Source organism: Enterobacter cloacae complex sp. 277I4, assembly GCF_050031465.1.
GTDB lineage: Bacteria > Pseudomonadota > Gammaproteobacteria > Enterobacterales > Enterobacteriaceae > Enterobacter > Enterobacter cloacae.
In genome coordinates, this window is sequence record NZ_JBLGWC010000001.1 from 4,928,149 (window position 1) to 4,953,694 (window position 25,546).

General features: G+C 55.4%; 21 protein-coding genes. 4 read left to right on the forward strand and 17 right to left on the reverse strand.

The genetic code is table 11. The features are described from left to right. Window positions 1-131: 131 nt before the first annotated feature. From wecG to trxA, 12 genes are all read right to left on the reverse strand, one after another. Window positions 132-872: a lipopolysaccharide N-acetylmannosaminouronosyltransferase gene (gene wecG, locus ACQG19_RS23995; protein WP_013099269.1), complete on the reverse strand. Its 741-nt coding sequence runs from the start codon at window positions 870-872 to the stop codon at window positions 132-134. A 12-nt stretch (window positions 873-884) separates the two neighbouring features. Further along, window positions 885-2,237, reverse strand: a complete 1,353-nt coding sequence (wzyE, locus tag ACQG19_RS24000; RefSeq protein ID WP_062935472.1) for an ECA oligosaccharide polymerase — start codon at window positions 2,235-2,237, stop codon at window positions 885-887. Then, complete coding sequence (locus tag ACQG19_RS24005) at window positions 2,234-3,313, reverse strand: TDP-N-acetylfucosamine:lipid II N-acetylfucosaminyltransferase (protein WP_222169262.1); 1,080 nt, start codon at window positions 3,311-3,313, stop codon at window positions 2,234-2,236. Before ACQG19_RS24005 ends, wzyE begins: the two co-directional genes overlap by 4 nt. Continuing rightward, window positions 3,310-4,560: a lipid III flippase WzxE gene (gene wzxE / locus ACQG19_RS24010; RefSeq protein WP_222169261.1), complete on the reverse strand. Its 1,251-nt coding sequence runs from the start codon at window positions 4,558-4,560 to the stop codon at window positions 3,310-3,312. The genes ACQG19_RS24005 and wzxE overlap by 4 nt, the downstream gene beginning before the upstream one ends. Window position 4,561: 1 nt before the next feature. Continuing rightward, a complete protein-coding gene (gene rffA / locus ACQG19_RS24015) occupies window positions 4,562-5,692 on the reverse strand; it encodes a dTDP-4-amino-4,6-dideoxygalactose transaminase (protein ID WP_048971965.1) in 1,131 nt (376 codons plus the stop codon). A 4-nt stretch (window positions 5,693-5,696) separates the two neighbouring features. Beyond that, a complete protein-coding gene (rffC, locus tag ACQG19_RS24020; RefSeq protein ID WP_057071198.1) occupies window positions 5,697-6,374 on the reverse strand; it encodes a dTDP-4-amino-4,6-dideoxy-D-galactose acyltransferase in 678 nt (225 codons plus the stop codon). Continuing rightward, entirely contained in the window at window positions 6,371-7,633 is a 1,263-nt protein-coding gene (wecC, locus tag ACQG19_RS24025; RefSeq protein ID WP_013099275.1) for a UDP-N-acetyl-D-mannosamine dehydrogenase, read from the reverse strand. Before wecC ends, rffC begins: the two co-directional genes overlap by 4 nt. Then, window positions 7,630-8,760 carry a non-hydrolyzing UDP-N-acetylglucosamine 2-epimerase gene (wecB, locus tag ACQG19_RS24030; RefSeq protein WP_028028026.1) on the reverse strand — a complete coding sequence of 377 codons (1,131 nt, stop codon included), beginning with the start codon at window positions 8,758-8,760 and terminating at the stop codon, window positions 7,630-7,632. The genes wecC and wecB overlap by 4 nt, the downstream gene beginning before the upstream one ends. 56 nt (window positions 8,761-8,816) lie before the next feature. Further along, the gene (wzzE, locus tag ACQG19_RS24035) at window positions 8,817-9,863 is read right to left on the reverse strand and encodes an ECA polysaccharide chain length modulation protein (protein WP_028028025.1); all 1,047 of its coding nucleotides are present in this window, start codon (window positions 9,861-9,863) and stop codon (window positions 8,817-8,819) included. Between the two features lie 13 nt (window positions 9,864-9,876). Continuing rightward, entirely contained in the window at window positions 9,877-10,980 is a 1,104-nt protein-coding gene (gene wecA, locus ACQG19_RS24040; protein ID WP_014833726.1) for a UDP-N-acetylglucosamine--undecaprenyl-phosphate N-acetylglucosaminephosphotransferase, read from the reverse strand. Window positions 10,981-11,222: 242 nt separating this feature from the next. Next, window positions 11,223-12,482 (reverse strand): transcription termination factor Rho, encoded by a 1,260-nt coding sequence (gene rho / locus ACQG19_RS24045; protein ID WP_001054528.1) that lies wholly within the window; start codon window positions 12,480-12,482, stop codon window positions 11,223-11,225. 340 nt (window positions 12,483-12,822) lie between these two features. Then, window positions 12,823-13,152, reverse strand: a complete 330-nt coding sequence (gene trxA, locus ACQG19_RS24050) for a thioredoxin TrxA (protein ID WP_004386384.1) — start codon at window positions 13,150-13,152, stop codon at window positions 12,823-12,825. A gap of 144 nt (window positions 13,153-13,296) precedes the next feature. Between trxA and rhlB the strand changes: the two genes are divergently transcribed. Further along, the gene (gene rhlB / locus ACQG19_RS24055) at window positions 13,297-14,562 is read left to right on the forward strand and encodes an ATP-dependent RNA helicase RhlB (RefSeq protein ID WP_013099279.1); all 1,266 of its coding nucleotides are present in this window, start codon (window positions 13,297-13,299) and stop codon (window positions 14,560-14,562) included. Between the two features lie 6 nt (window positions 14,563-14,568). Then, the gene (gene gppA / locus ACQG19_RS24060; RefSeq protein WP_222169260.1) at window positions 14,569-16,053 is read left to right on the forward strand and encodes a guanosine-5'-triphosphate,3'-diphosphate diphosphatase; all 1,485 of its coding nucleotides are present in this window, start codon (window positions 14,569-14,571) and stop codon (window positions 16,051-16,053) included. A gap of 51 nt (window positions 16,054-16,104) precedes the next feature. Here the strand turns inward: gppA and rep are convergent, their stop codons facing one another. Next, window positions 16,105-18,129: a DNA helicase Rep gene (gene rep / locus ACQG19_RS24065; protein ID WP_013099281.1), complete on the reverse strand. Its 2,025-nt coding sequence runs from the start codon at window positions 18,127-18,129 to the stop codon at window positions 16,105-16,107. 85 nt (window positions 18,130-18,214) lie between these two features. Here rep and ppiC point away from each other — a divergent pair, with 85 nt between their 5' ends. Beyond that, window positions 18,215-18,496 (forward strand): peptidylprolyl isomerase PpiC, encoded by a 282-nt coding sequence (ppiC, locus tag ACQG19_RS24070; RefSeq protein ID WP_013099282.1) that lies wholly within the window; start codon window positions 18,215-18,217, stop codon window positions 18,494-18,496. Between the two features lie 85 nt (window positions 18,497-18,581). Here the strand turns inward: ppiC and ilvC are convergent, their stop codons facing one another. After that, window positions 18,582-20,057 carry a ketol-acid reductoisomerase gene (gene ilvC, locus ACQG19_RS24075; protein ID WP_013099283.1) on the reverse strand — a complete coding sequence of 492 codons (1,476 nt, stop codon included), beginning with the start codon at window positions 20,055-20,057 and terminating at the stop codon, window positions 18,582-18,584. Between the two features lie 152 nt (window positions 20,058-20,209). On the opposite strand from ilvC, the gene ilvY reads away from it, so the two are divergent. Next, window positions 20,210-21,100 (forward strand): HTH-type transcriptional activator IlvY, encoded by an 891-nt coding sequence (gene ilvY / locus ACQG19_RS24080; protein WP_038420965.1) that lies wholly within the window; start codon window positions 20,210-20,212, stop codon window positions 21,098-21,100. A 45-nt stretch (window positions 21,101-21,145) separates the two neighbouring features. Here the strand turns inward: ilvY and ilvA are convergent, their stop codons facing one another. From ilvA to ilvE, 3 genes are read right to left on the reverse strand one after another with little or no spacing between them, the layout of a single operon-like run. Further along, window positions 21,146-22,690 carry a threonine ammonia-lyase, biosynthetic gene (gene ilvA / locus ACQG19_RS24085; RefSeq protein WP_014833732.1) on the reverse strand — a complete coding sequence of 515 codons (1,545 nt, stop codon included), beginning with the start codon at window positions 22,688-22,690 and terminating at the stop codon, window positions 21,146-21,148. A 2-nt stretch (window positions 22,691-22,692) separates the two neighbouring features. Further along, the gene (gene ilvD, locus ACQG19_RS24090; RefSeq protein WP_013099286.1) at window positions 22,693-24,543 is read right to left on the reverse strand and encodes a dihydroxy-acid dehydratase; all 1,851 of its coding nucleotides are present in this window, start codon (window positions 24,541-24,543) and stop codon (window positions 22,693-22,695) included. Between the two features lie 60 nt (window positions 24,544-24,603). Beyond that, window positions 24,604-25,533 carry a branched-chain-amino-acid transaminase gene (ilvE, locus tag ACQG19_RS24095; protein ID WP_013099287.1) on the reverse strand — a complete coding sequence of 310 codons (930 nt, stop codon included), beginning with the start codon at window positions 25,531-25,533 and terminating at the stop codon, window positions 24,604-24,606. Between the last annotated feature and the right edge of the window lie 13 nt (window positions 25,534-25,546).

The window sequence follows — 25,546 nt, forward strand, 5'->3', positions numbered from 1 at the left end:
TACGGAGCGAATGGTTTCTTAAATTCTGCAAAATGGCAAACAATGCATTAAAAAAATAAATGCATTGCACAGTTTCGCAGCAGTTTTGCAGGGGAGTTGCAGCGCGAACAGCATATCGCGCTACATTTTGATTACATTTTCCCGGTGTAGTGCCAGGCGAGATAACGCAGCAGACGGAGCTGGCGTTTAATACGTGTTGGTTGCGACAGCAGGCGGTACAGCCACTCCAGTCCCAGGTTTTGCCATACCTTCGGCGCACGTTTTACATGGCCAGTGAAGACGTCATAGGTCCCGCCGACGCCCATATAGAGGGCATCCGGGCAAACCAGACGGCAATCACGCATCAAAATTTCCTGGCGCGGTGAGCCCATCGCCACGGTGACAATTTTCGCCCCGCTGTCGCGCACGCGGTCAAAAAGCGCCTGCCGATCCTCTGGTTTAAAATAGCCGTCCTGACTACCCACAATATTAACATTCCACTGACGCCGCAGCTTCTGCTCGGTCTGCGCCAGGACCTCAGGCTTACCGCCAATAAGAAATACGGGCGTGCCTTCTGCCCCTGCACGTGCCATCAGCTGTTCCCAGAGATCGGCCCCCGCGACGCGTGAAACATTAGCACCAGGAAACTTTTTGCGGATCGAGCGTACCACGCTGATACCGTCCGCGTATTTAAACTCGGCGGCCTCGATCAGACTTCTGACTTCAGCGTTATCTTCTACCGCCAGCATCTTCTCCGCATTGATGGCGACCAGCGTACCGGATTTCATCTGGCCACCCGCAAAGAGAAAATCCAGCGCGTGTTGCATATCGCGCCAGCCAATAAGCTGCAGGCCACGCAACGCGTAGCGCGGTGCAGAGGTTGTGTCGGTCATGACTATCCTTACTCAGACTTGCGACAGCGTTCTGCTGCCCTGTGGCTCGCGCTTATGCACAAGCCCTGCACTGTCAAACAGCCAGTACAGCAGTTTGGCCAGCAGCAGGCAGACGCCGAAAACGACCATGAAGAAAACCACGCGCGAGACAAATGAATCCAGCCCCTCGCGCGCCAGAACGATCATATTGAAAATGGCACCAAAGCAGAAACTGTGCAAAATGGCGGCCTTGTAGCGGTTAGTCTCTTCGTTGCCGAGCACATAGAGCCAGTCAAACCATTTGATAATCAGCCCTACCACAACCGCGCCCGGCAGAATAAACCAGCTTCCGCCCATCACCACCAGCGAACCAATCAGCGTAGGGGAAATGGCCAGACCTGAATGGTTGTTCAGTACTTCCCAGGTGAAGTAGTTCGCTGTGTTGAGCACGGCACCCGGGCGGTCAGGCCACAGCCACGACGGGATAAACACATAGAAGTCACGCACAATGGGCGCCAGCCCCTGGAAATCGATTTTGTCGTAGTTTTGCAGCAGTAAAGCGAGGTTTTCCCACGGCGAGAAGGTATCGCGCGTGAGATACAGGAAGGTGTAAAACGCTTCGTCACCGGCCACGTTCAGTCCATAGCGCTTAAGGGCCAGCCAGAACATCCCCACAATGCCAAACACGCCCGCTGCCGCCAGCATCCACAGGGAGATCCACCCGCGAATGATGCCGATAAACAGGAAGATCGCAAAGGCGATAATAATGTTGGCGCGCGTCCCACCCACAATCATGTAGGTCAGGAAACCAAAGGCGACCGTGCTCACCAGGAAGAAGAGCCAGGCCTTACTGTCCTGGCGCAGGAAAAAGATCACCAGCATTGCCGGGATGAAGAAATAGAAGAAGCGCTTAAGCGCCACGCCCGAAACTTCGGCAGAAAAAATCTGACTGTAGGAGTGCAGCTTAAACAGCAAAAAGCCGTTATGCATGAAGAAGATCCCCACGCTGACCAGCGCGATGGTCATCAGCATTACCCACGTCAGATGGGTCTCTACCCGGTTCATGGTGAACAGCGGACGACGCGGCGCACTCGCTTTCACCGCACACAGACGCGTTTTATAGGTGACGTAGTACACCGCATAGAAGCAGGTCGCCGACAAGAGTGCCTGGAGCAGGATTTCCGGCGGCGCGACGCTCACGTCAAAACGGAAAACCAGAATACTGGTCAGCGGAAAACCGAAGAAGAAGGTCAGAAGAAACAGTAACGAGAAGAAGACGTTAAAGTTAAAACGCACGCGGCGGAACTCAAACCAGGTCAGAGTGGCGATAAATAGCGTGCTCAGAAGCCATACCACTAACAAGCCGCTGAATTGCAACTGGCTCATGCGTTGTCTCCTGAAGCGATACGCAGCGCACGATGCCACGGCGTAAGATAGTTCGGGCTAAAGAAATCGATGGTACTTTTATCCACCAGCGCCAGTTGACGCTGAGCTTCGCGTACCACCTCCACGTTCAGGGTATCCGTGGTGAACAGCACCGGAATGTGTTGTTCAGCCATATCCTGCCAGAACGGATTATTGCGATTAAGCACACAGGGAACGCCTGCCTGAATCAGCAGGCACAGCGTGCCAATTCCCTGCTGGCGGGCAAAGATGAAATAGCCGAGATCGCACTGGCGAAGCAGCGCCAGATATTCATCAAATTCCAGCTTATCGCGCAGGATGTTCACATTCTCCGGGCTAAACAATCCCAGAGCCTGCTGGCGAACGTCATTGATGTAAGCATCATTATTGGCCGGATAGCCCATCGGCACAACGACATTTACCGTGTCGCCAAACTGCTGATGTACCGCCTTCAGCGCAGCAATATGCTCATTGCTGCGATCGCCAGAGTTACCCACCAGGATCGTCAGCTTACCCTCACGCGGCGTATCGTTTGCCATGTTATTCAGCGCCGGGTTCATGCGTGTCGGGAAATAGAGCAGCTCACCGCGAACGTTGGGGCGCTGTTTCGCGAAGTAATTGAGATCGCCACGGGTGGCGAAAACACAGCCAACCCGCCCCTGCGCCATACGCCGTAGCGGGTAGAAGAGTCGGAACTTCCAGCCGCGGGAGACTTCATAGAGATCGGCTCCCCAGATATGCCAGCTGCACTGGGAAGGTTTAATCCCGCCGCTCAGGAGAGCCAGCCACAGACCGGTATTAAATTGTCCATGGAAGAAGAAGCGCTGCTCACGATCCGCTTTCGCTTTCGCGACAACTGCCTTCGCCAGGGCGGCTTTATCCGGCCAGAAGGTAAGCGTCAGCGCCGGACACATCTCGCTCAGCCCCCTGTCCTGGCCTGCAACCATAAACTCGCGTGCATCGGGATTGCCCGGGGCCAGCTCATCGTTGAAGAACCGCAAAACGGTCTGGTTATGGTGTGGGATATCCGATCCCAGTATGTGAATCAGTGCAGTCATGCGCGTTTACGCCAAAGTAAAAATACGCCGCAACAGGCAGCGAAATAAACGATATAGGTTGCCATATAGGCCTGAGCCGCCCCCAGCGCACCGTGTGCCGGGATCAGCCAGTGTGAGAAAGCCGTCAGGAGCGTAAACTGGCTTATCTCTGCCAGGATATACAAACGCAGCGAGGCTTTCGCAATCACCAGATACCCGAATACGTAAGCGCCTACTTTCAGTACATCCCCCACCAGCTGCCAGGCAAATAGATCGCGCATGGCGATGAATTTCGCCGAAAAGAGCAGCCAGATGGCGACATCGCGCAATAACCACACGGTAAAACTGGCCGCCGCCACGGCGGGAAGTACAAAACGCAGCGAGCGGGTAATCTCGCGGGTAATATCCTGTCGGGAGCTCAGACGCGATAAGGTTGGCAGCAACCAGACGCTAAAGGAAGCCGTTATAAATTGGAGGTAGGCGTCAGAAATGCTACTTACGCCCTGCCAAATTCCCACCTCATCCCAGCTGTAATGCGCCGCCAGCAGGTTTCGCATCATCACGTAAGCCACCGGCAGCGTAACAGAGGTAATGAGCGCCATCAGGGTAAATTTACCCAGTTGACCCGCAAGCACCTTGTCCCACTGCGGTTTCAGGTAGCTTAAGGGGATAACGCCACGACGCATGAGCATAAACGCCGCCGGAACGACCACTAACGCAGGTACCAGCGCCAGACCCAGTAGCGCGCCTTCATACCCGCCCAAGCGATAGCAGAAGTAATAGGCGATAACACCTATAACGCTGCCCAGGATCAGCGCAAGCGCGTTCCCGGCAGCATCACGAAACCCTTTCATCAGCGCCAGTAGCAGGTTAGCCCACGCGATCCCCATCTGAACCAGAGCGACCAGACGCACCAGCCCTTCATAATGCGTGTGTCCAAACAGCCCCTGGCTAATGGGGGCCGCCGCCAGCAGAAACACCGCGGCCAGCAGAGTAGAGAAACCTAACACCATCGCCGACGATGTGCCGACGACTTTGCGCAGCTGCGCTGCGTCATCCTGATACTGTGCAACGTATTTCGTAACGCCGTTGAAGATCCCGGCGCCGGCCAATACCCCAAGGACGGTGACAAGCTGGCGGAAATTGCCCGCCAGACCCACCCCAGAAGGGCCGAATGAGACGGCCAGCAGCTTGACGACCAGCAGCCCGGCGCCAATTTTGACAAGCGTGGACGCGGCGGTCCACACCGATGCTTTTGCCAGAGACATATCAGCCGAAATAGCTCAGAAGGGTATTAATCACCGTACGCTGGTTAACCGGCGCGAGGTTGTAGAACAGTGGCAAGCGAAGCAAACGCTCACTTTCTTTCGTGGTATAGCGGTCTTCACCCGCGAATGTCCCGAACGCTTCACCGGCCGGGCTGGAGTGCAGCGGAATGTAGTGGAACACCGCCATAATCTCAGCCTCTTTCAGCCAGGCAATCAGCTTGCTGCGATCGTCGTTATCGCGCAGTTTGATGTAGAACATATGGGCATTGTGGACGCAGTCTGCTGGAATGGTCGGCAGCGCAATACGCCCGGCTTTTGCCAGCGGTGCCAGCGCGTCGTAATAGGTCTGCCACAGGGACAAACGCTGCAGGTTAATGCGCTCTGCCGCCTCCAGCTGTGCCCACAGGTACGCCGCCTGCAGATCCGCCATCAGATAGCTTGAGCCAATATCGCGCCAGGTATACTTATCAACCTGGCCACGGAAGAACTGGCTGCGGTTGGTGCCTTTTTCGCGGATCACTTCCGCACGCTCAACCAACGCGCGGTCGTTAATCAGCGTCGCGCCGCCTTCACCACCTGCGGTATAGTTTTTGGTTTCGTGGAAGCTAAAGCAGCCGATATGGCCGATGGTGCCGAGCGCGCGTCCTTTGTAGGTGGACATCACGCCCTGAGCGGCATCTTCCACCACAAACAGGTTATGCTTTTTCGCGAGCGCCATAATGGTGTCCATTTCACAGGCCACGCCCGCGTAATGCACCGGAACAATCGCCCGCGTTTTATCAGTGATCGCCGCTTCAATCAGCGTTTCATCGATATTCATGGTGTCCGGACGAATATCCACAAAGACGATTTTCGCCCCGCGTAACACAAACGCGTTCGCCGTGGAGACGAAGGTGTAGCTCGGCATAATGACTTCATCACCGGGCTGAATATCCAGCAACAGCGCAGCCATTTCCAGCGACGCCGTACAGGAAGGGGTCAGCAGCACTTTAGCGCTGTGAAAACGCTGTTCCATCCACTGCTGGCAGCGACGGGTAAACCCACCATCACCGCAGAGTTTGCCGCTGCCCATAGCAGACTGCATATAGTCGAGTTCGGTTCCCACGACGGGTGGTGCGTTAAATGGAATCATCTTGTCACCTGTATAACCAGTAGGCGGTGGCGTCGATGTTGGCACCACTCGCAATATAACGTTTAAGCGCAGCGGTGTTGCCCATCTGGGTTGCCACCCGCAGCGTCGAGACCTGTTGCTGCTGCGCCCAGTGTAGCGCCGCCTGCATGAGTTTCTCGCCCATACCCCGGCCGGCTAATAAGCCGATACGCGCCTCGCGCTCGTTGAGCTTGCGAAGCGAAACAAAACCCTGGATCTGGCCGTCCGCCGCGCGGAACACCAGACAAACATGATCGAACGTCCCTTTTACCGCATTCTCAATCCACTGGGCATAGAAACGTCCGCTGTCCTCAGGTGCATACCAGGGGGCACGAAAGCGGCTGCGGGCAAACGCCTGCGCCGCCATTTCGCGCAGCACCGGGATATCCTGCTTAGCGGCAACCTCCGCACCTGGCGCCTCATGCCGGGTTAGCGTAATGGCAAGATCGACTTCGCCTTCCACCAGCTGAAAACCGTGTTGCTGAAGCGCATCAAGCAGGTCGGCGCGGTCCGCCGGGATCTTCGCCTGTACCCGCTGCCAGACGCGAAAGTCGGCGTCAGTCAGTGCCGGTGCAGTTTCGCGCAGACGCAGAATGGCTGAAGGCAGGCCAAAAAAATGGCTCTCCCACTCAAGGGACTCAAGCGTCCCGTTCAGGTTGCTCAACGCCAGACACCTTTGGTATCAACAATGTAACGCTGCTGTACGGCATCAGCGGGGGTCGCTTTAAACTCTTTATGATCCACCAGCAGCACCAGTACGTCCGCCGTGGCCAGCGCGTCATCCAGCGCGGTAAGCGTGCAGTTCCCCGCCAGTTTTGCCGGCAGTTCATGAATATTCGGCTCGACTACCAGCGTTTCGCCCGTGTGCCATTGGGCAATCATCTCAGCAATTTCCATCGCCGGGCTTTCGCGCAGATCGTCGATGTTAGGTTTGAATGCCAGGCCAAAACAGGCAATTTTCAGTTCGCTGGCCCGTTTGCCACTCTCAGCCAGACAATCTGCCACCGTGGTTTTAACCTGGTTGAGAACCCAGTGTGGCTTGCTGTCGTTAACTTCGCGCGCGGTGCGGATCAGGCGTGCCTGATCGGGGTTTTGCGCCACGATAAACCATGGATCGACGGCGATACAGTGACCGCCCACGCCCGGGCCTGGCTGCAGAATGTTAACGCGCGGATGACGATTCGCCAGGCTGATTAATTCCCAGACGTTAATCCCCTGATCGGCACAAATGAGCGACAGTTCGTTGGCAAAAGCGATGTTCACGTCGCGGAAGCTGTTTTCCGTCAGTTTGCACATTTCTGCGGTACGGGAGTTCGTCACCACGCATTCGCCTTCGAGGAAAATCTTGTACAGCGCGCTGGCACGAGCGGAACAAACAGGCGTCATCCCGCCAATCACGCGGTCGTTTTTAATCAGTTCGACCATCACCTGCCCCGGCAGCACGCGCTCCGGACAGTAGGCAATATTGATATCGGCCTGCTCTCCCGCCTGCTGCGGGAAGCTTAAATCCGGCCGGGCTTCTGCCAGCCACTGTGCCATCTGCTCGGTTGCGCCAACCGGAGAAGTGGACTCCAGGATCACCAGCGCCCCTTTCTTGAGCACAGGTGCAATAGATTTCGCAGCGGCCTCGACGTAGACCATGTCGGGTTCATGGTCGCCTTTGAATGGCGTCGGCACAGCAATGAGATAAGCATCGGCTTCAACCGGCGTGGTACTGGCGCGCAGGTATCCCCCATCAACGGCCTCTTTGACCACGCGGTCGAGATCGGGCTCCACAATATGGATTTCGCCACGGTTAATGGTTTCCACCGCGCGCGCATTGATGTCCACGCCTACAACCTGTTTTTGACGAGAGGCAAATGCTGCCGCAGTAGGCAAGCCAATATAGCCAAGACCAATGACAGAGATGGTAGTAAAACTCATAGCGATACCCGATTGTGTTTAAGTGCATGCAAAATACGGCCACAAGCCAGCCCATCACCGTACGGGTTATGGGCCCGGCTCATCGCCTGATACGCTTCTTCGTCGTGCAGCAGGTGTGTCACTTCATCGACGATACGCTGCTTATCCGTGCCGACCAGACGCACCGTGCCCGCTTTTACCGCCTCCGGGCGCTCGGTGGTTTCACGCATTACCAGCACCGGCTTGCCGAGTGAAGGTGCTTCTTCCTGAATACCGCCTGAATCGGTGAGGATCAGCCAGGCATGATTCATAAGCCAGACAAACGGCATGTAGTCCTGCGGCTCAATTAAAAGGACATTTTCAACATGTCCCAGAATGCGGTTGACCGGCTCGCTGACGTTAGGGTTGAGATGCACCGGATAGACAATCTGCACATCTTCGTTTTGCGCGGCGATTTCAGCCAGCGCATGACAGATTTGCTCGAAACCCCGGCCAAAGCTTTCACGACGGTGGCCGGTGACAAGAATGGTTTTTTTGCCGTTGTTCAGGAACGGGTAGCGCGCAGCGAGTTCTGCCTGAAGTTCGTTGTTAGCCAGCACACGGTCACGCACCCAAATCAGGGCATCAATAACCGTATTGCCGGTCACAAAGATTTTTTTGTCGGCAATATTTTCACGCAGCAGGTTCTGGCGCGAATTTTCGGTGGGTGCAAAGTGGTACATCGCCAGGTGCCCGGTAAGCGTGCGGTTGGCTTCTTCCGGCCACGGCGAATAAAGGTTGCCGGTACGCAGGCCCGCTTCAACGTGGCCGACAGGAATACGTTGATAAAACGCTGCCAGACTGGTTGCCACAGTGGTGGTGGTGTCGCCATGCACCAGCACGACATCAGGCTTAAAGGATTCCAGAATGGGCTTTAACTCTTGCAAGATACGGCAGGTAATCTCCGTTAATCCCTGCCCCGGCTTCATTATATTGAGGTCATAGTCCGGGACGATGGAAAAGAGCGTTAAAACCTGATCGAGCATCTCCCGGTGTTGCGCCGTGACGCACACTTTCGCTTCAATATCAGGATCGCTGGCCAGCGCATGCACCAGAGGCGCCATCTTGATGGCCTCCGGCCTGGTGCCAAATACGGTAAGTACTTTCACATCGATTCTCTTCGATTAGGCGATGAAGGCCGTAGCCTTCATCGTAGACGGCGTTCTTAATTTGTGCGACGACGTATTAACGCCACGCCAGCGCCCGTCAGTGCGCCTACAATCCCCCACATGATCATCAGGAATGCACGACGCGGACTATCGCGTTTTACAGGTTCTTCAGGCGTTCGCAAATAACGATAGGTCTGAAAACGCGGGTCCAGCGTTGGACCAACATTCAGGGTGGTGAGCATGGCGCGGTTTTGATCGTAGTCGAGGTCAAAATCAGGGCCAACGGCCTGCAGGTTTTCCAGACGAGCCTGCAGCATTGGACGACCAAGCAGGAACATTTCAGAATCAGGCAGTTCATCCGCCGGAACGTCCGTTTCGCTGCGAGAAATATTGTGCTGTTCCGCAATTTTGAGTGCCTGTTCAATGTTATGAACACGGCGGGAGAATATGGCTTTAGCCACCTCTTCCTGACGTTTTACCTGCGCTTTCATCTGGATGGTACGGGCCGCCCAGGCGCCTTTGAGTTCTTCATTAAGATGACTTGCGGCGCGCTGGCTGGCAAAAGCGACATACTGGCGCAACAGGTTATTGGCATCCGGCGCCGTCTCTGCAATCAGTTTGACGCTGTCATTAACATTACGCAGCGCATCGCCCGGCATAAACTGAATGTTGTTAATCAGGTCATCCAGTAGCGCGGCATCGGCTTTGCTGTTGCCCACCATGCGTTGCTTGTAATAATCCGTCTGGCTCCAGAAATCACGACGCGTGTCCCAGGAGGCCAGCTGCATGACAAACTCTTTATACGCCTCATCCATAACGGAAGCCTGATCGGGCGTCGCCAGATTCGCCTTGATATCCAGGTTGCGCAGGAACTGCTGCTGGGAATAAAACCCGCCGAGCATGTTAACCGTTGGTCTGTCTGTAATTGCCGTGGCGCTCCACTCCTGCTTTGCAAAGAAAGTGTAGGCCAGCGCTAACAGTGCGAACCCCAGCGCGATCCCCGCAATCCAAAGTTTGCCTGCCCATAACACGCGAAACAAACCCCGAATATCCAGTTCATTCTCAGTTACCACTGATTTCGCTCCCGCCAACGGTTGAGTCATCATAGTCCCGGTTTTACTTAGTTAATGTTGTGTTTTTGTCATTGTTACGACGCATCCTGCGTTTCAGACGTTTAATGAATCGCGCCACTTTCCATGCGCGCTTAATGCAGTAGCCGTACAGGAAAAATGCTAGCAAGAATAATACCAACATTACCCATTCAGGAATGAAATGAGCATATTCTGCGGCAACGCCAATCGCGGCCAGAATAGCGGCGGCAAGGGTAATCAGGACAAACGCCTGACGGGAAGTAAAGCCCGCACGCATGATGAGATGATGAATATGCTGGCGATCGGGAGAGAAAGGACTCATCCCTTTACGCAGACGGCGATACATAATCGCCACCATATCCATTAATGGAATGGCGATAATCCACAGCGCGGTTACCGGGCTAATCGGGTGAGTTTTACCCTGCGTAGTTTCGAGCAAAATCCAGATAACGGTAAAACCGATTAGCGTACTGCCGGCGTCACCCATAAAGACTTTATAGCGACGCCCCAGCGCACCGAGATTAAGGAGAATATAAGGCAGGATGGCGGCAATCATGGCAAAACACCACATTGACAGGCTGTACTGACCATCAAACCAGAGAATGATGCCGATTGCGGCAAACGAAACCGATGACAATCCGCCAAGCAGACCGTCAATACCATCCACCATGTTGAAAGCGTTAATCGCCGCCCAGACGGCAAAAAGCGTCAGGAAGAAGCCAAATGGACCCAGGACTAACTCCCATGGGCCAAAGACATAGCCGAGGCTTCTCAGGTAAAGTCCGCCGACGACCATCATTATCACGCCAATCGCCGCCTGAACGGTGGCGCGGATTTTCACCGCGATATCGAATCGGTCATCTAGTGCCCCGACAAGGACCAGGACACCCGCACAGGCAAGATAGAGTGCTGCGTGTGGAATATAATAATCCGCAATGCCAAATGTGAAACAAATGCCAGCGTAAACAGAAATCCCTCCAACCAGAGGAATAAGTCCCTGATGACGTTTACGGAAATTGGGCTTATCCACCAACCCTATTCTTTTTGCCACCTTACGCGCGATGAACAAAAAACAGGTTGTGAATAAAAAAATACTGATCAGCTCAGTAACGGCGGTGAGTAGATTCACAATGGATTGCTCTCAACAAATGTTAGTCCCGGAAGTATAACCATGAAGCCTCCGCCTCAGAAGTATTAAAGGTGGCTTCTTACAACTCCCTTTGTATGTTTTTCAATCAATTATTTCTTTGACTGTACAAAAGGTCCTATTGTCGCACCGACCGGTCAAAATTGGGAGTGTGTGGTAATAGCGTATAGTCCATAAAAGAAAAACGCCACGTAAAAACGTGGCGTTCACTGGCTTTATTTGCGTTACGAGCGCTTCATCATGTCGAAGAAATCGTCGTTGGTTTTGGTCATCGCCAGTTTGTTAATGAGGAATTCCATTGCGTCGATTTCACCCATTGGGTGGATAATTTTGCGCAGGATCCACATTTTCTGCAGCTCTTCCTGAGTGGTGAGCAGCTCTTCCTTACGGGTACCGGAACGGTTGTAGTCGATAGCCGGGAAGACACGTTTTTCTGCAATCTTACGAGAGAGGTGCAGTTCCATGTTACCTGTCCCTTTAAACTCTTCGTAGATCACTTCGTCCATTTTGGAGCCAGTATCGATCAGCGCCGTCGCGATGATGGTCAGGCTACCGCCCTCTTCCACATTACGTGCAGCACCGAAGAAGCGCTTCGGACGATGCAGGGCGTTGGCATCCACACCACCGGTCAGTACTTTACCGGAAGCCGGAACCACGGTGTTGTAGGCACGCGCCAGACGGGTGATGGAGTCGAGCAGAATGATAACGTCTTTCTTGTGCTCAACCAGGCGTTTCGCCTTCTCAATAACCATTTCCGCAACCTGAACGTGACGGGATGCTGGCTCGTCAAAGGTCGACGCCACAACTTCACCTTTCACCAGACGCTGCATCTCGGTCACTTCTTCCGGACGTTCGTCAATCAGCAGTACCATTAGCACACAGTCAGGGTGGTTGTAGGCAATGCTCTGCGCGATGTTCTGCAGCAGCATGGTTTTACCCGCTTTTGGCGGTGCCACAATCAGACCACGTTGACCACGACCAATTGGCGAAGCCAGATCCAGCACGCGCGCGGTTAAGTCTTCGGTAGAACCGTTACCACGCTCCATACGCAGACGAGAGTTCGCATGCAGCGGCGTTAAGTTCTCGAAGAGGATCTTATTACGCGAGTTTTCCGGTTTGTCGTAGTTAACTTCGTTAACTTTCAACAGCGCAAAGTAGCGTTCACCCTCTTTTGGAGGACGAATCTTACCTGAAATGGTGTCACCAGTGCGGAGGTTGAAACGGCGGATTTGGCTGGGGGATACGTAGATGTCGTCAGGGCCGGCGAGGTAGGAGCTGTCTGCAGAGCGGAGGAAACCAAATCCGTCTTGCAATATCTCCAGCACACCGTCGCCAAAGATATCTTCGCCACTCTTAGCGTGCTGCTTCAGGATGGCGAAAATGATGTCCTGCTTGCGCATACGAGCCTGGTTTTCCAGTCCCATATTTTCGCCGAGAGTGATCAGCTCAGAAACCGGCGTATTCTTTAATTCGGTAAGATTCATAATGGTGTGGGTTCTTAAACTCGGGGTGATTCTCGAACTTAATGTTGTGAATGGTATGGCAGGGTCATCCATGCCTGTTTAGCGGCCATCAACTCATGTCTGTTCGCTGTCTGGTCACAGGGAAAGAACGCAGATCTGAAACGACAAGACGGATTGAGTGACAAGCCCGGAATTTAGCCACTTCACGCACTGTTTAAGTTAACAACGGGAAGTTTCGGGTAAAACAAGATTCAAACAACAAGATATGTTTAAAACGAAGTCATAGCTAACTTAGCACGACTTAAGCCGGGCGTCCAGAGTTGCACATCATTTTGGCCTCTGGACGCGCAGCGGAGAAACCTTACGCCAGGTTAGCGTCGAGGAACTCTTTCAGTTGACCTTTGGACAGTGCGCCCACTTTGGTCGCCGCCACTTCGCCGTTTTTAAACAACAGCAGGGTCGGGATGCCACGGATACCGTATTTTGGCGCGGTACCCGGGTTCTGGTCGATGTTCAGCTTGGCAACGGTCAGTTTGCCCTGATATTCGTCAGCGATCTCATCCAGAATCGGGGCGATCATTTTGCAAGGACCACACCATTCAGCCCAGAAATCGACGAGGGTCAGCCCGTCAGCCTTAAGTACGTCCGTGTCAAAACTGTCGTCAGTCAGGTGAATAATTTTATCGCTCATATATAACTCCACAGGAATAAGCCTGGTGCGTTGGTTTCGCCTTCATCAACGACGTGTTGATGTCGCATTAACCAACTAAAGGTTGACTTTATTTCACCGGATACGCTTTCGTAAAGCAATAGTAAGCTGATATTCTACCACACTATGAGCAAAACACATTTAACAGAACAGAAGTTTTCCGACTTCGCCCTGCACCCAAAAGTGATTGAAGCCCTTGAAAATAAAGGGTTTCATAACTGCACGCCCATTCAGGCTCTCGCCCTGCCGCTGACGCTGGCCGGTCGTGACGTAGCAGGGCAGGCGCAAACCGGTACTGGCAAAACGATGGCGTTTTTAACGTCAACGTTTCATTATTTACTTTCTCATCCAGCGATTGCAGACCGCAAAGTTAACCAGCCGCGCGCGCTTATCATGGCTCCGACGCGAGAACTGGCGGTACAGATCCACGCAGACGCTGAACCTCTGACGCAGGCGACCGGCCTGAAGATTGGCCTGGCTTACGGCGGCGATGGCTACGATAAGCAGCTGAAAGTGCTGGAAAGCGGCGTGGATATCCTGATCGGTACCACTGGCCGTCTTATAGATTATGCAAAACAGAATCACATTAACCTCGGCGCAATCCAGGTTGTGGTGCTGGATGAAGCCGACCGCATGTACGATCTGGGCTTTATCAAAGACATCCGCTGGCTGTTCCGTCGCATGCCCCCAGCGAACCAGCGTCTGAACATGCTGTTCTCCGCTACCCTTTCTTATCGCGTACGCGAGCTGGCGTTCGAGCAGATGAACAACGCCGAATATGTGGAAGTGGAGCCGGAGCAGAAAACAGGTCACCGCATTAAAGAAGAGCTCTTCTATCCTTCCAATGAAGAGAAAATGCGTCTGCTGCAAACGCTGATCGAAGAAGAGTGGCCAGATCGCGCCATTATCTTCGCGAACACCAAACACCGCTGTGAAGATATCTGGGGCCATCTGGCTGCGGATGGTCACCGTGTGGGTCTGCTGACCGGCGATGTGGCACAGAAAAAACGCCTGCGTATTCTCGACGAATTTACCCGTGGCGATCTCGATATTCTGGTCGCAACCGACGTGGCCGCGCGTGGTCTGCACATTCCCGCCGTCACGCACGTCTTCAACTATGACCTGCCGGATGACTGCGAAGACTACGTACACCGCATTGGTCGTACCGGTCGTGCTGGCGCAAGCGGTCACTCCATTAGCCTTGCGTGTGAAGAATATGCGCTGAATCTCCCGGCGATTGAGGCCTACATTGGTCACTCTATTCCACAGAGTAAATACAATCCGGATGCGCTGTTAAGCGAACTGCCGCCGCCTAAGCGCCTTACCCGCGCCCGCTCCGGCAATGGCCCGCGTCGTTCTGGCGCACCGCGTAATCGTCGTCGTTCAGGTTAAGAAAATATGCTCAGCTCCACCTCGCTTTATGCGGCAATTGATCTCGGTTCGAATAGTTTTCATATGCTGGTTGTGCGCGAGGTGGCGGGAAGCATACAAACGCTGACGCGCATTAAGCGCAAGGTCCGCCTCGCGGCGGGCCTGAGCAGCGATAATTATCTCTCTCCCGAAGCCATGGAACGTGGCTGGCAGTGTCTACGTCTCTTTGCCGAACGCCTGCAGGATATTCCCCATTCGCAAATTACCGTTGTCGCCACCGCGACGCTGCGCCTGGCAGTCAATGCCGTGGATTTTATTGCCAAAGCGCAGGAAATTCTCGGGTGCCCGGTTCAGGTTATCAGCGGTGAAGAAGAAGCACGTCTGATCTATCAGGGTGTTGCGCACACGACGGGCGGCGACGATCGCCGTCTGGTCGTCGATATCGGGGGTGCCAGCACCGAGCTCGTCACCGGCACGGGCGCGCAGGCGACTTCGCTGTTCAGCCTGTCGATGGGCTGTGTGACCTGGCTTGAGCGCTACTTTGCCGATCGAAATCTGGGTAAAGAGAACTTCGACGAAGCGGAAAATGCTGCCCGCGAGGTGTTACGTCCGGTAATGGACGAACTGCGCTATCACGGCTGGAAAGTTTGCGTGGGTGCGTCAGGTACCGTGCAGGCGTTGCAGGAAATCATGATGGCCCAGGGGATGGACGAGCGGATCACGCTTACCAAGCTCCAGCAGTTAAAACAGCGCGCGATTCAATGTGGTCGCCTGGAAGAGCTGGAAATAGAAGGCCTGACGCTGGAACGCGCGCTGGTCTTCCCGAGCGGCCTGGCCATTTTGATCGCCATTTTTACCGAGCTGAGCATCCAGTGTATGACGCTGGCCGGTGGTGCGCTGCGTGAAGGGCTGGTCTACGGAATGCTGCATCTTTCGGTTGATCAGGACATCCGCACCCGAACCCTGCGTAACGTACAGCGTCGCTTTATTGTCGATACCGATCAAGCGCAACGGGTAGGTCAGCTGGCATCACTGTTTGCCGATCAGGTAAAAAACAGCTGGGATATTGACCCGTTAAGCCGCGATCTGCTGCTAAGTGCCTGCGCGCTGCATGAAATTGGGCTGAGCGTCGAGTATAAGCAGGCGCCGCTGCACGCAGCATGGCTGGTGCGTAATCTCGATCTGCCGGGCTACACGCCGGCACAAAAGAAGCTGCTGGCAACGTTACTGCTGAACCAGACCAACGCCGTTGACCTCTCCTCGTTACATCAGCAAAACGCCGTGCCGCCGCGCGTGGCCGAGCATCTGTGCCGCCTGCTGCGTCTGGCAATTCTGTTTGCCAGCCGGCGCCGCGATGATTTGCTGCCCAATATTCATCTGGTGGCGGATGACGAAAGACTGTCTCTGACGCTGCCGGAAAACTGGATTGATAATCACCCGCTTGGGGCAGAGATGATTGAGCAGGAGTGCCAGTGGCAGAGCTATGTCCACTGGGCGCTTGAAGTGAAGTAACACGCTGTGCATTGCCGGGCGGCGGCTTCGCCTGACCCGGCCTGCAAGTTCTTATCCCTTCTCTTTGGCTTTTGCCAGCATGGCGCGAATGTTCGCGACGTTAGCCTGACCTTTGTGCATCCGTTCTTCAGCGGTAATCACTTTGCGCTCCTGCTCCCAGATCAGGTCATCCTGCGGCAACTCCAGCAGGAAACGGCTCGGCTCAGGGCGAACCAGTTCGCCATACTGACGGCGCTCTTTACACAGCGTGAACGTTAGTTCTTTCTGTGCGCGGGTAATGCCCACGTAGGCCAGACGACGCTCTTCATCGACGTTATCTTCATCAATGCTGCTCTGGTGCGGCAGTAAGCCCTCTTCCATGCCGACCAGGTAGACATACGGAAACTCCAGCCCTTTAGACGCATGCAGCGTCATCAGCTGAACCTGATCGGCTTCCTCTTCGCTCTCACCGCGCTCCATCATGTCGCGCAGCGTAAAGCGGGTAACGACCTGGGTCAGGGTCATCGGCTCGTCGATTTCTGAGCCTTCCAGCATTTCCGTCATCCAGCTGAACAGCTGGTTAACGTTTTTCATGCGCATCTCTGCCGCCTTCGGGCTGGCAGAGGTTTCATACAGCCAGGACTCATAATCGATGCCGTGGATCAGATCGCGAACGGCAGCAACCGGTTCGCGCTCCGCCAGACGCTGGACTTCGCCAAGCCAGTGGGTAAAGCGGGTTAAGGAATCATAACCGCGCCCGGTTAACGTCTGGCTCAGCCCCATATCGAAGCTGGCGGTGAACAGGCTTTTGTTGCGCGTCATCGCCCATTCACCGAGCTTTTGCAGCGTCGCCGGGCCGATTTCACGTTTCGGCGTGTTCACGATACGCAGAAAGGCGCTGTCGTCATCCGGGTTGGTGAGTACACGCAGATAGGCCAGCAGATCTTTGATTTCAGGGCGCGAGAAGAAGGAGGTTCCGCCGGAAATTTTGTAGGGGATGCGGTTCTGCATCAGCATCTTTTCAAAGACGCGCGACTGGTGGTTGCCGCGATACAGGATCGCGTAATCTTTATATTCCGTTTTATTGACGAAGTGGTGCGCAATCAGCTCGCCCGTCACGCGCTCCGCTTCATGCTCTTCATTATTGGCACTGAGCACTTTGAGCTCCGTGCCATAGCCAAGTTCCGAGAAAAGGCGTTTTTCGAAGACGTGCGGGTTATTGGCAATCAGGATATTTGCCGCTTTCAGGATGCGCCCGGATGAGCGGTAGTTCTGTTCCAGCTTGATCACCTGCAGCGCCGGAAAATCTTTGCTCAGCAGCACCAGGTTTTGTGGGCGCGCACCGCGCCAGGAGTAGATTGACTGGTCGTCATCGCCTACCACGGTGAAACGCGCGCGCTGTCCCACCAACAGCTTCACCAGCTCATACTGGCTGGTGTTGGTGTCCTGGTATTCATCCACCAGCAGATAGCGGATTTTGTTCTGCCAGCGTTCACGCACCTCTTCATTACGCTGCAACAGCAGCGTGGGCAGCAGGATCAGATCGTCAAAATCCAGCACGTTACACGCTTTCATATGTGCATCGTACAGACCGTAGCAGTGAGCGAAGATCCGATCCCGCTCACCTTTGGCGCTTGCCGCCGCCTGAGCGGGGGTCATCAGATCGTTTTTCCAGTTGGAGATCGTCGAGATCAGCTGCTGCAACAGCACTTTGTCATCTTCAATCAGCCCCTCGGTAAGCTCTTTAAGCAATGCCACCTGATCGGTGTCGTCGAAGAGCGAGAAGTTAGACTTCATCCCCAGCGCCGCGTATTCACGTTTGATGATATCCAGCCCCAGCGTGTGGAACGTGGAGATCATCAGGCCTCGCGCCTCTTTACGCCCCAGCGTCTGGCCGACACGCTCTTTCATTTCGCGCGCCGCTTTGTTGGTAAAGGTCACCGCAGCGATATGCCGGGCCTGATAGCCGCAGCCGCGGATCAGGTGGGCGATTTTGTTCGTGATCACACGCGTTTTGCCGGAGCCAGCCCCCGCCAGCACCAGACACGGTCCGGTGACAAATTCGACAGCTTGTTGTTGTCCGGGGTTTAAACGCATAAATGATCACTCAATGAAAGTCAGGAGGGGAGAATAACAGCGTGGTAGTATAGCGAGCCTAATCCATACCACTCAAGGCACGATCATGGCAAAAACAGCAGCAGCACTGCATATCCTTGTTAAAGAAGAGAAACTGGCTCTGGATCTTCTGGAGCAGCTCAAAAACGGCGCCGACTTCGGCAAGCTGGCGAAGAAGCACTCCATTTGTCCGTCAGGCAAACGCGGCGGTGACTTAGGTGAATTCCGTCAGGGTCAGATGGTTCCGGCGTTCGACAAAGTGGTCTTCTCCTGCCCGGTACTGGAGCCGACTGGCCCACTGCATACGCAGTTCGGCTATCACGTGATCAAGGTCCTCTATCGCAAATAAAAAGCCGGGTGGCGGCTGCGCCTTACCCGGCCTACGTCTTAGCGTTTTGTAGGTCGGGTAAGCGAAGCGTCACCCGACAAGGTTGTTAACCCGCTACCGCGATACGTTTCATATCAGTCATGTAGCCACGCAGTTTGTGACCTACTTTCTCGATCTGGTGGCTGCGAATCGCTTCGTTCACATCGCGCAGTTGCGCGTTATCTACCGCACCTTCCGCAATGGCTTTGCCCAGATCGCCCGGTTGCAGGGTGGTCATGAACTCTTTCAGCAGCGGTACGCATGCATAAGAGAACAGGTAGTTGCCGTACTCAGCGGTATCGGAGATAACCACGTTCATTTCGTACAGACGCTTACGGGCGATGGTGTTCGCGATCAGCGGCAGCTCGTGCAGTGATTCGTAGTACGCAGACTCTTCGATGATGCCGGAATCCACCATGGTTTCGAACGCCAGCTCAACACCCGCTTTTACCATCGCGATCATCAGTACGCCTTTGTCGAAGTACTCTTGCTCGCCGATTTTACCTTCATACTGTGGCGCAGTTTCGAACGCGGTCTTACCGGTCTCTTCACGCCAGGTCAGCAGTTTCTTATCATCATTCGCCCAGTCAGCCATCATGCCGGAAGAGAACTCGCCGGAGATGATGTCGTCCATATGTTTCTGGAACAGCGGCGCCATAATGGTTTTCAGCTGTTCGGACAGCGCGAAAGCACGCAGTTTCGCCGGGTTGGACAGACGATCCATCATCAGCGTGATACCGCCCTGCTTCAGCGCTTCGGTGATGGTTTCCCAGCCGAACTGAATCAGTTTTTCTGCGTATGCCGGGTCGGTACCCTCTTCCACCAGCTTATCGAAGCACAGCAGTGAACCGGCCTGCAGCATGCCGCACAGAATGGTCTGCTCGCCCATCAGGTCAGATTTCACTTCAGCCACGAAGGAAGATTCCAGAACGCCCGCACGGTGGCCACCGGTAGCCGCTGCCCATGCTTTAGCGATCGCCATCCCTTCGCCTTTCGGATCGTTTTCCGGGTGAACCGCGATCAGCGTCGGCACGCCGAAGCCACGCTTGTACTCTTCACGGACTTCTGTACCCGGACACTTCGGAGCCACCATCACTACGGTGATGTCTTTACGGATCTGCTCGCCCACTTCAACGATGTTGAAGCCGTGAGAGTAACCCAGCGCCGCGCCGTCTTTCATCAGCGGCTGAACGGAGCGCACAACATCAGAGTGCTGTTTGTCTGGCGTCAGGTTAACAACCAGATCCGCCTGCGGGATCAGCTCTTCGTAGGTACCCACTTTGAAGCCGTTTTCGGTCGCTTTACGCCAGGAAGCGCGTTTTTCAGCAATTGCTTCTTTGCGCAGGGCGTAAGAGATATCCAGCCCGGAGTCACGCATGTTCAGGCCCTGGTTCAGACCCTGCGCGCCACAGCCGACGATGACCACTTTTTTACCCTGAAGGTAGCTCGCGCCATCAGCAAATTCATCGCGCGCCATGAAGCGGCATTTGCCCAGCTGCGCCAGCTGCTGGCGCAAGTTCAGTGTATTAAAGTAGTTAGCCATGGGTGATACCTCGTGATGTTGTGTGTCTTATTGTTCGGTTCGCGTTTCAGCGAGAATGTACCCACATTACAACAGGAAATTTATTGCGGAAATTGATATATTCACAACGTCACGTTGCAATATCTGCAATGTAAAAAGGGGGAGTGGAATCCGTGGATTTACGCGATCTGAAAATGTTCCTGCATCTGGCGGAAAGCCGCCATTTTGGCCGTAGCGCCCGGGCCATGCACGTTAGCCCGTCCACGCTTTCGCGCCAGATCCAGCGCCTTGAAGAGGACCTCGGCCAGCCGCTGTTTGTGCGGGATAATCGCACCGTTACCCTCACGGAAGCGGGCGAAGAGCTGCGGATCTTTGCTCAGCAGACGTTGCTGCAGTATCAGCAGCTTCGACACGCCATCGATCAGAAAGGGCCGTCTTTATCCGGCGAGCTACATATTTTCTGCTCCGTAACGGCCGCCTATAGCCATCTTCCCCCTATCCTTGACCGTTTCCGCGCGGAGCATCCCTCGGTTGAAATTAAGCTCACCACCGGCGATGCCGCCGATGCCATGGAAAAAGTCGTCACAGGCGAAGCCGATCTGGCCATTGCCGGGAAGCCCGAAACCCTGCCGGGCGCGGTGGCGTTCTCTATGCTGGAGAATCTGGCGGTGGTGCTGATCGCCCCGGCGCTACCCTGCCCGGTGCGTAATCAGGTGTCGGTGGAAAAGCCGGACTGGTCATCGGTGCCGTTTATCATGGCCGATCAGGGTCCGGTGCGACGCCGTATCGAACTCTGGTTCCGTCGTCAGAAAATCAGTAATCCGTCGATTTACGCGACGGTGGGTGGACACGAGGCGATGGTCTCAATGGTGGCGCTTGGCTGCGGCGTGGCGCTGCTGCCGGAAGTGGTGCTGGAAAACAGCCCGGAACCGGTGCGCAATCGCGTGATGATTCTGGAGCGCAGCGACGAAAAGACGCCGTTCGAGCTTGGCGTGTGTGCACAAAAAAAGCGGCTGCATGAGCCGCTTATTGATGCGTTCTGGAAGATATTGCCGAACCATTAAAGTCGGGTGGCGCTACGCTTACCCGACCTATACGCAGACCTCCCCTTAGCCCGCGAGGAAGAAGCGGAACGCCGGGTTGTGGGTTTCATCATGGCACTCATAGCCCAGCTCGTTCAGACGCGTTTCGAAATCCGGCTCGTGCTCGGCCAGTTCAAACGCGGCCAGCACGCGGCCATAGTCGGTGCCGTGGCTGCGGTAGTGGAACAGCGAGATGTTCCAGTGCGTGCCCAGCGTATGCAGGAACTTCAGCAACGCGCCCGGGGATTCCGGGAATTCAAAGCTGTAAAGACGTTCTTTAAGCGGCTTCGACGGACGACCACCGACCATATAACGCACGTGCAGCTTCGCCATCTCATCGTCAGAGAGATCGACCACGCTGTAGCCGCCTTCGTGCAGCAGGTTGAGGATCTCTTTGCGCTCTTCCAGACCGCGGCTTAAACGCACGCCGACAAAAATACAGGCGTCTTTCGCATCGGCAAAACGGTAGTTGAACTCCGTTACCGAACGGCCGCCAAGCAGCTGACAGAACTTCAGGAAGCTGCCCTTCTCTTCCGGAATGGTCACCGCCAGCAGGGCCTCACGCTGCTCACCCAGCTCGCAGCGTTCAGAAACGTAACGCAGACCATGGAAGTTGACGTTAGCGCCCGAGAGCACGTGCGCCAGGCGCTCGCCGCGAATGTTGTGCTGGGCGATGTATTTTTTCATTCCAGCCAATGCCAGCGCGCCGGACGGTTCCGCCACCGCACGCACATCCTCGAAGAGATCTTTCATCGCCGCACAGATCGCATCGCTGTCGACGGTGACGATGTCGTCAAGATACTCCTGGCACAGACGGAAGGTTTCGTCGCCAATACGTTTCACCGCCACGCCTTCGGCAAACAGCCCAACGCGCGGAAGATCGACCGGATGACCCGCATCCAGCGCGGCCTTCAGGCAGGCTGAATCTTCCGCTTCCACGGCAATCACTTTGATCTGCGGCATCAGCTGTTTGATCAGCACCGCCACGCCTGCGGCTAAGCCACCGCCGCCCACCGGAACAAAAACGCGGTCAAGATGGGCATCCTGCTGCAGCAGTTCCAGCGCCAGGGTACCTTGTCCTGCAATCACCATCGGATGATCGAACGGCGGTACCCAGGTAAAGCCCTGCTGCTGCGCCAGCTCGATCGCTTTGGCTTTTGCTTCGTCAAAGTTAGCGCCGTGGAGCAGCACTTCGCCGCCGAAACCACGCACCGCATCCACTTTGATATCCGCCGTGGCAACCGGCATCACGATCAGCGCTTTCAACCCCAAACGGGCAGACGAGAACGCCACACCCTGCGCGTGGTTGCCCGCCGACGCGGTAATCACGCCGCGTGCTTTTTGCTCGTCGGTCAACCCGGCCATCATCGCGTAGGCCCCGCGCAGCTTGAAGCTGTGCACCGGCTGACGGTCTTCGCGCTTCACCAGAATCACGTTGTCGAGGCGCGAAGAGAGTTTTTCCATTTTCTGCAGCGGGGTGACCTGCACCGCTTCATAGACCGGCGCGCGTAGCACTGCCCGGAGATATTCCGCCCCCTCAGGGGCGGCGGATAAGGGTTGTGACTCGGCCATCATTAGCCCCCAAGTTTCGATTTATCGCGTACCGCGCCTTTGTCTGCACTGGTCGCAAGGCTCGCGTAAGCGCGCAGGGCGAAGGAGACTTCACGCTGGCGGTCCTTCGGCGTCCAGGCTTTATCGCCGCGCGCTTCCTGTGCTTCACGCCGAGCCGCGATCTCCTGATCGCTCAGCTTGAGCTGGATCCCGCGATTCGGAATGTCGATTTCGATCAGGTCACCGTCTTCGATGATCGCAATGTTGCCGCCGCTCGCTGCTTCCGGTGATACGTGGCCGATGGAGAGGCCGGACGTACCGCCCGAGAAACGTCCGTCGGTGATCAACGCACAGGCTTTACCAAGGCCCATCGATTTCAGGAAGGTGGTTGGGTAGAGCATCTCCTGCATGCCTGGACCGCCTTTCGGCCCTTCGTAACGGATGACTACCACGTCGCCTTCCACAACTTTGCCGCCCAGGATGGCGTCTACCGCCTCGTCCTGGCTTTCGTACACTTTGGCCGGGCCGGTGAATTTCAGGATGCTGTCATCCACGCCCGCGGTTTTTACGATACAGCCGTTTTCCGCAAAGTTGCCGTACAGCACGGCCAGACCGCCGTCTTTGCTGTAGGCGTGCTCCAGCGAACGGATGCAGCCTTCGGCGCGGTCATCATCCAGGGTGTCCCAGCGACAATCCTGGGAGAAGGCCTGCGTGGTACGAATACCGGCCGGACCCGCGCGGAACATGTTTTTCACCGCCTCATCCTGAGTCAGCATCACGTCATATTTATCCAGCGTCTGCGGCAACGTCAGACCGAGAACGTTCTTCACATCGCGGTTCAGCAGCCCGGCGCGATCCAGCTCGCCAAGAATACCGATGACGCCACCCGCACGGTGTACGTCTTCCATGTGGTATTTCTGGGTGCTTGGCGCGACTTTACACAGTTGCGGCACTTTGCGGGACAGCTTATCGATATCGCTCATGGTGAAGTCGATTTCCGCTTCCTGCGCCGCAGCCAGCAGGTGCAAAACGGTGTTAGTAGAACCGCCCATGGCGATATCCAGCGTCATGGCATTTTCGAACGCCGCCTTGCTGGCGATGTTGCGCGGCAGCGCGCTGGCATCGTCCTGCTCGTAGTAACGTTTGGTCAGTTCAACAATGCGCTTACCGGCGTTGAGGAACAACGCTTTACGGTCAGCGTGCGTCGCCAGCAGCGAACCGTTGCCCGGCTGAGAGAGGCCCAGTGCTTCGGTCAGACAGTTCATGGAGTTGGCAGTGAACATCCCGGAACAGGAGCCGCAGGTTGGGCACGCGGAGCGTTCCACCTGGTTGCTCTGCTCGTCAGACACTTTTGGATCCGCGCCCTGGATCATCGCATCGACCAGGTCGAGCTTGATGATTTTGTCAGAAAGCTTGGTCTTGCCCGCTTCCATAGGACCACCGGAGACGAAAATTACCGGAATGTTCAGACGCAGGGAAGCCATCAGCATCCCCGGGGTGATTTTGTCGCAGTTGGAGATACAGACCATGGCATCCGCACAGTGAGCGTTAACCATATATTCCACCGAGTCGGCAATCAGCTCGCGCGACGGCAGTGAATAGAGCATGCCCCCGTGCCCCATCGCGATACCGTCATCCACCGCAATGGTGTTGAATTCTTTCGCCACACCGCCCGCAGCTTCAATTTGCTCAGCAACCAGTTTGCCGAGATCGCGCAGGTGCACATGGCCCGGCACAAACTGGGTGAAGGAGTTCACCACGGCGATAATAGGTTTACCGAAATCAGCGTCGGTCATCCCGGTGGCGCGCCACAGTGCGCGGGCACCCGCCATGTTACGGCCGTGGGTGGTGGTGGCGGAACGATACTTAGGCATGCTTTATTTACTCCCGTCTGACTATTAAATGGGACGGTGCGTGCCGTCCCATATTTATGCTTATTGATTAACCTGATCCAACCAGCCGTATTTATCTTCTGTTTCGCCGGTGAAGAGGCCAAAGAAGGCTTGCTGAATACGTTTGGTAACCGGGCCACAGCGGCCTGCGCCCACCTGAATACCGTCTACACTGCGAACCGGCGTGATCTCAGCCGCCGTACCGGACATAAAGACTTCATCGGCCAGATACAGGGATTCGCGGGACAGAACCTGTTCACGCACTTCGATACCCAGATCTTTCGCCAGCTTAATGATGGCGTCACGGGTAATACCCGGCAGGGCTGAAGAGGTAAATGGCGGGGTGAACAGGATACCGTCTTTCACTTCAAACAGGTTTTCACCTGCGCCTTCAGAGATATAACCGTTCACATCCAGCGCGATGCCTTCCTGATAGCCGTGGCGGCGCGCTTCACTGCCGACCAGCAGTGAGGAGAGGTAGTTACCGCCCGCCTTGGCCGCAGTTGGGATGGTATTAGGCGCCACGCGGTTCCAGGACGAGACCATTGCGTCGATCCCCTGCTCCAGCGCTTCTGCACCCAGGTACGCCCCCCACGGGAACGCAGCAATGATCACGTCAGTGGTGTAACCAGCTGGCGGGTTTACGCCCATGCCCACGTCACCCACGAAGACCAGCGGACGAATATAGGCGCTGGTCAGGTTGTTCTTACGAATCACCTCGCGGCAGGCTTCCATCAGCTCATCAACGCTCTGAGAAACCGGGAAACGATAAATTTTGGCTGAGTCATGCAGACGCTGCATATGTTCACGATGACGGAACACCACTGGCCCTTTGTGAGAGTCGTAGCAACGGATGCCTTCAAACACAGACGTACCGTAGTGCAGCGCATGGGACATCACGTGGACCTTCGCGTCCTCCCAACGAACCATCTCACCATTGAACCAAATGTAATCAGCTTTTTTTGTCGTCATTTTCTCTTCCTGT

What these genes read in the sequence shown, in the direction of transcription:
- ilvE (WP_013099287.1), bottom strand. Translation starts at nt 25,533, where the DNA reads ATGACGACAAAAAAAGCTGATTACATTTGGTTCAATGGTGAGATGGTT.
- ilvD (WP_013099286.1), bottom strand. Translation starts at nt 24,543, where the DNA reads ATGCCTAAGTATCGTTCCGCCACCACCACCCACGGCCGTAACATGGCG.
- gppA (WP_222169260.1), top strand. Translation starts at nt 14,569, where the DNA reads ATGCTCAGCTCCACCTCGCTTTATGCGGCAATTGATCTCGGTTCGAAT.
- wecC (WP_013099275.1), bottom strand. Translation starts at nt 7,633, where the DNA reads ATGAGTTTTACTACCATCTCTGTCATTGGTCTTGGCTATATTGGCTTG.
- ppiC (WP_013099282.1), top strand. Translation starts at nt 18,215, where the DNA reads ATGGCAAAAACAGCAGCAGCACTGCATATCCTTGTTAAAGAAGAGAAA.
- ilvC (WP_013099283.1), bottom strand. Translation starts at nt 20,057, where the DNA reads ATGGCTAACTACTTTAATACACTGAACTTGCGCCAGCAGCTGGCGCAG.
- rep (WP_013099281.1), bottom strand. Translation starts at nt 18,129, where the DNA reads ATGCGTTTAAACCCCGGACAACAACAAGCTGTCGAATTTGTCACCGGA.
- ACQG19_RS24005 (WP_222169262.1), bottom strand. Translation starts at nt 3,313, where the DNA reads ATGACTGCACTGATTCACATACTGGGATCGGATATCCCACACCATAAC.
- wzxE (WP_222169261.1), bottom strand. Translation starts at nt 4,560, where the DNA reads ATGTCTCTGGCAAAAGCATCGGTGTGGACCGCCGCGTCCACGCTTGTC.
- ilvA (WP_014833732.1), bottom strand. Translation starts at nt 22,690, where the DNA reads ATGGCCGAGTCACAACCCTTATCCGCCGCCCCTGAGGGGGCGGAATAT.
- wzzE (WP_028028025.1), bottom strand. Translation starts at nt 9,863, where the DNA reads ATGACTCAACCGTTGGCGGGAGCGAAATCAGTGGTAACTGAGAATGAA.
- wzyE (WP_062935472.1), bottom strand. Translation starts at nt 2,237, where the DNA reads ATGAGCCAGTTGCAATTCAGCGGCTTGTTAGTGGTATGGCTTCTGAGC.
- rho (WP_001054528.1), bottom strand. Translation starts at nt 12,482, where the DNA reads ATGAATCTTACCGAATTAAAGAATACGCCGGTTTCTGAGCTGATCACT.
- rffA (WP_048971965.1), bottom strand. Translation starts at nt 5,692, where the DNA reads ATGATTCCATTTAACGCACCACCCGTCGTGGGAACCGAACTCGACTAT.
- rhlB (WP_013099279.1), top strand. Translation starts at nt 13,297, where the DNA reads ATGAGCAAAACACATTTAACAGAACAGAAGTTTTCCGACTTCGCCCTG.
- wecG (WP_013099269.1), bottom strand. Translation starts at nt 872, where the DNA reads ATGACCGACACAACCTCTGCACCGCGCTACGCGTTGCGTGGCCTGCAG.
- trxA (WP_004386384.1), bottom strand. Translation starts at nt 13,152, where the DNA reads ATGAGCGATAAAATTATTCACCTGACTGACGACAGTTTTGACACGGAC.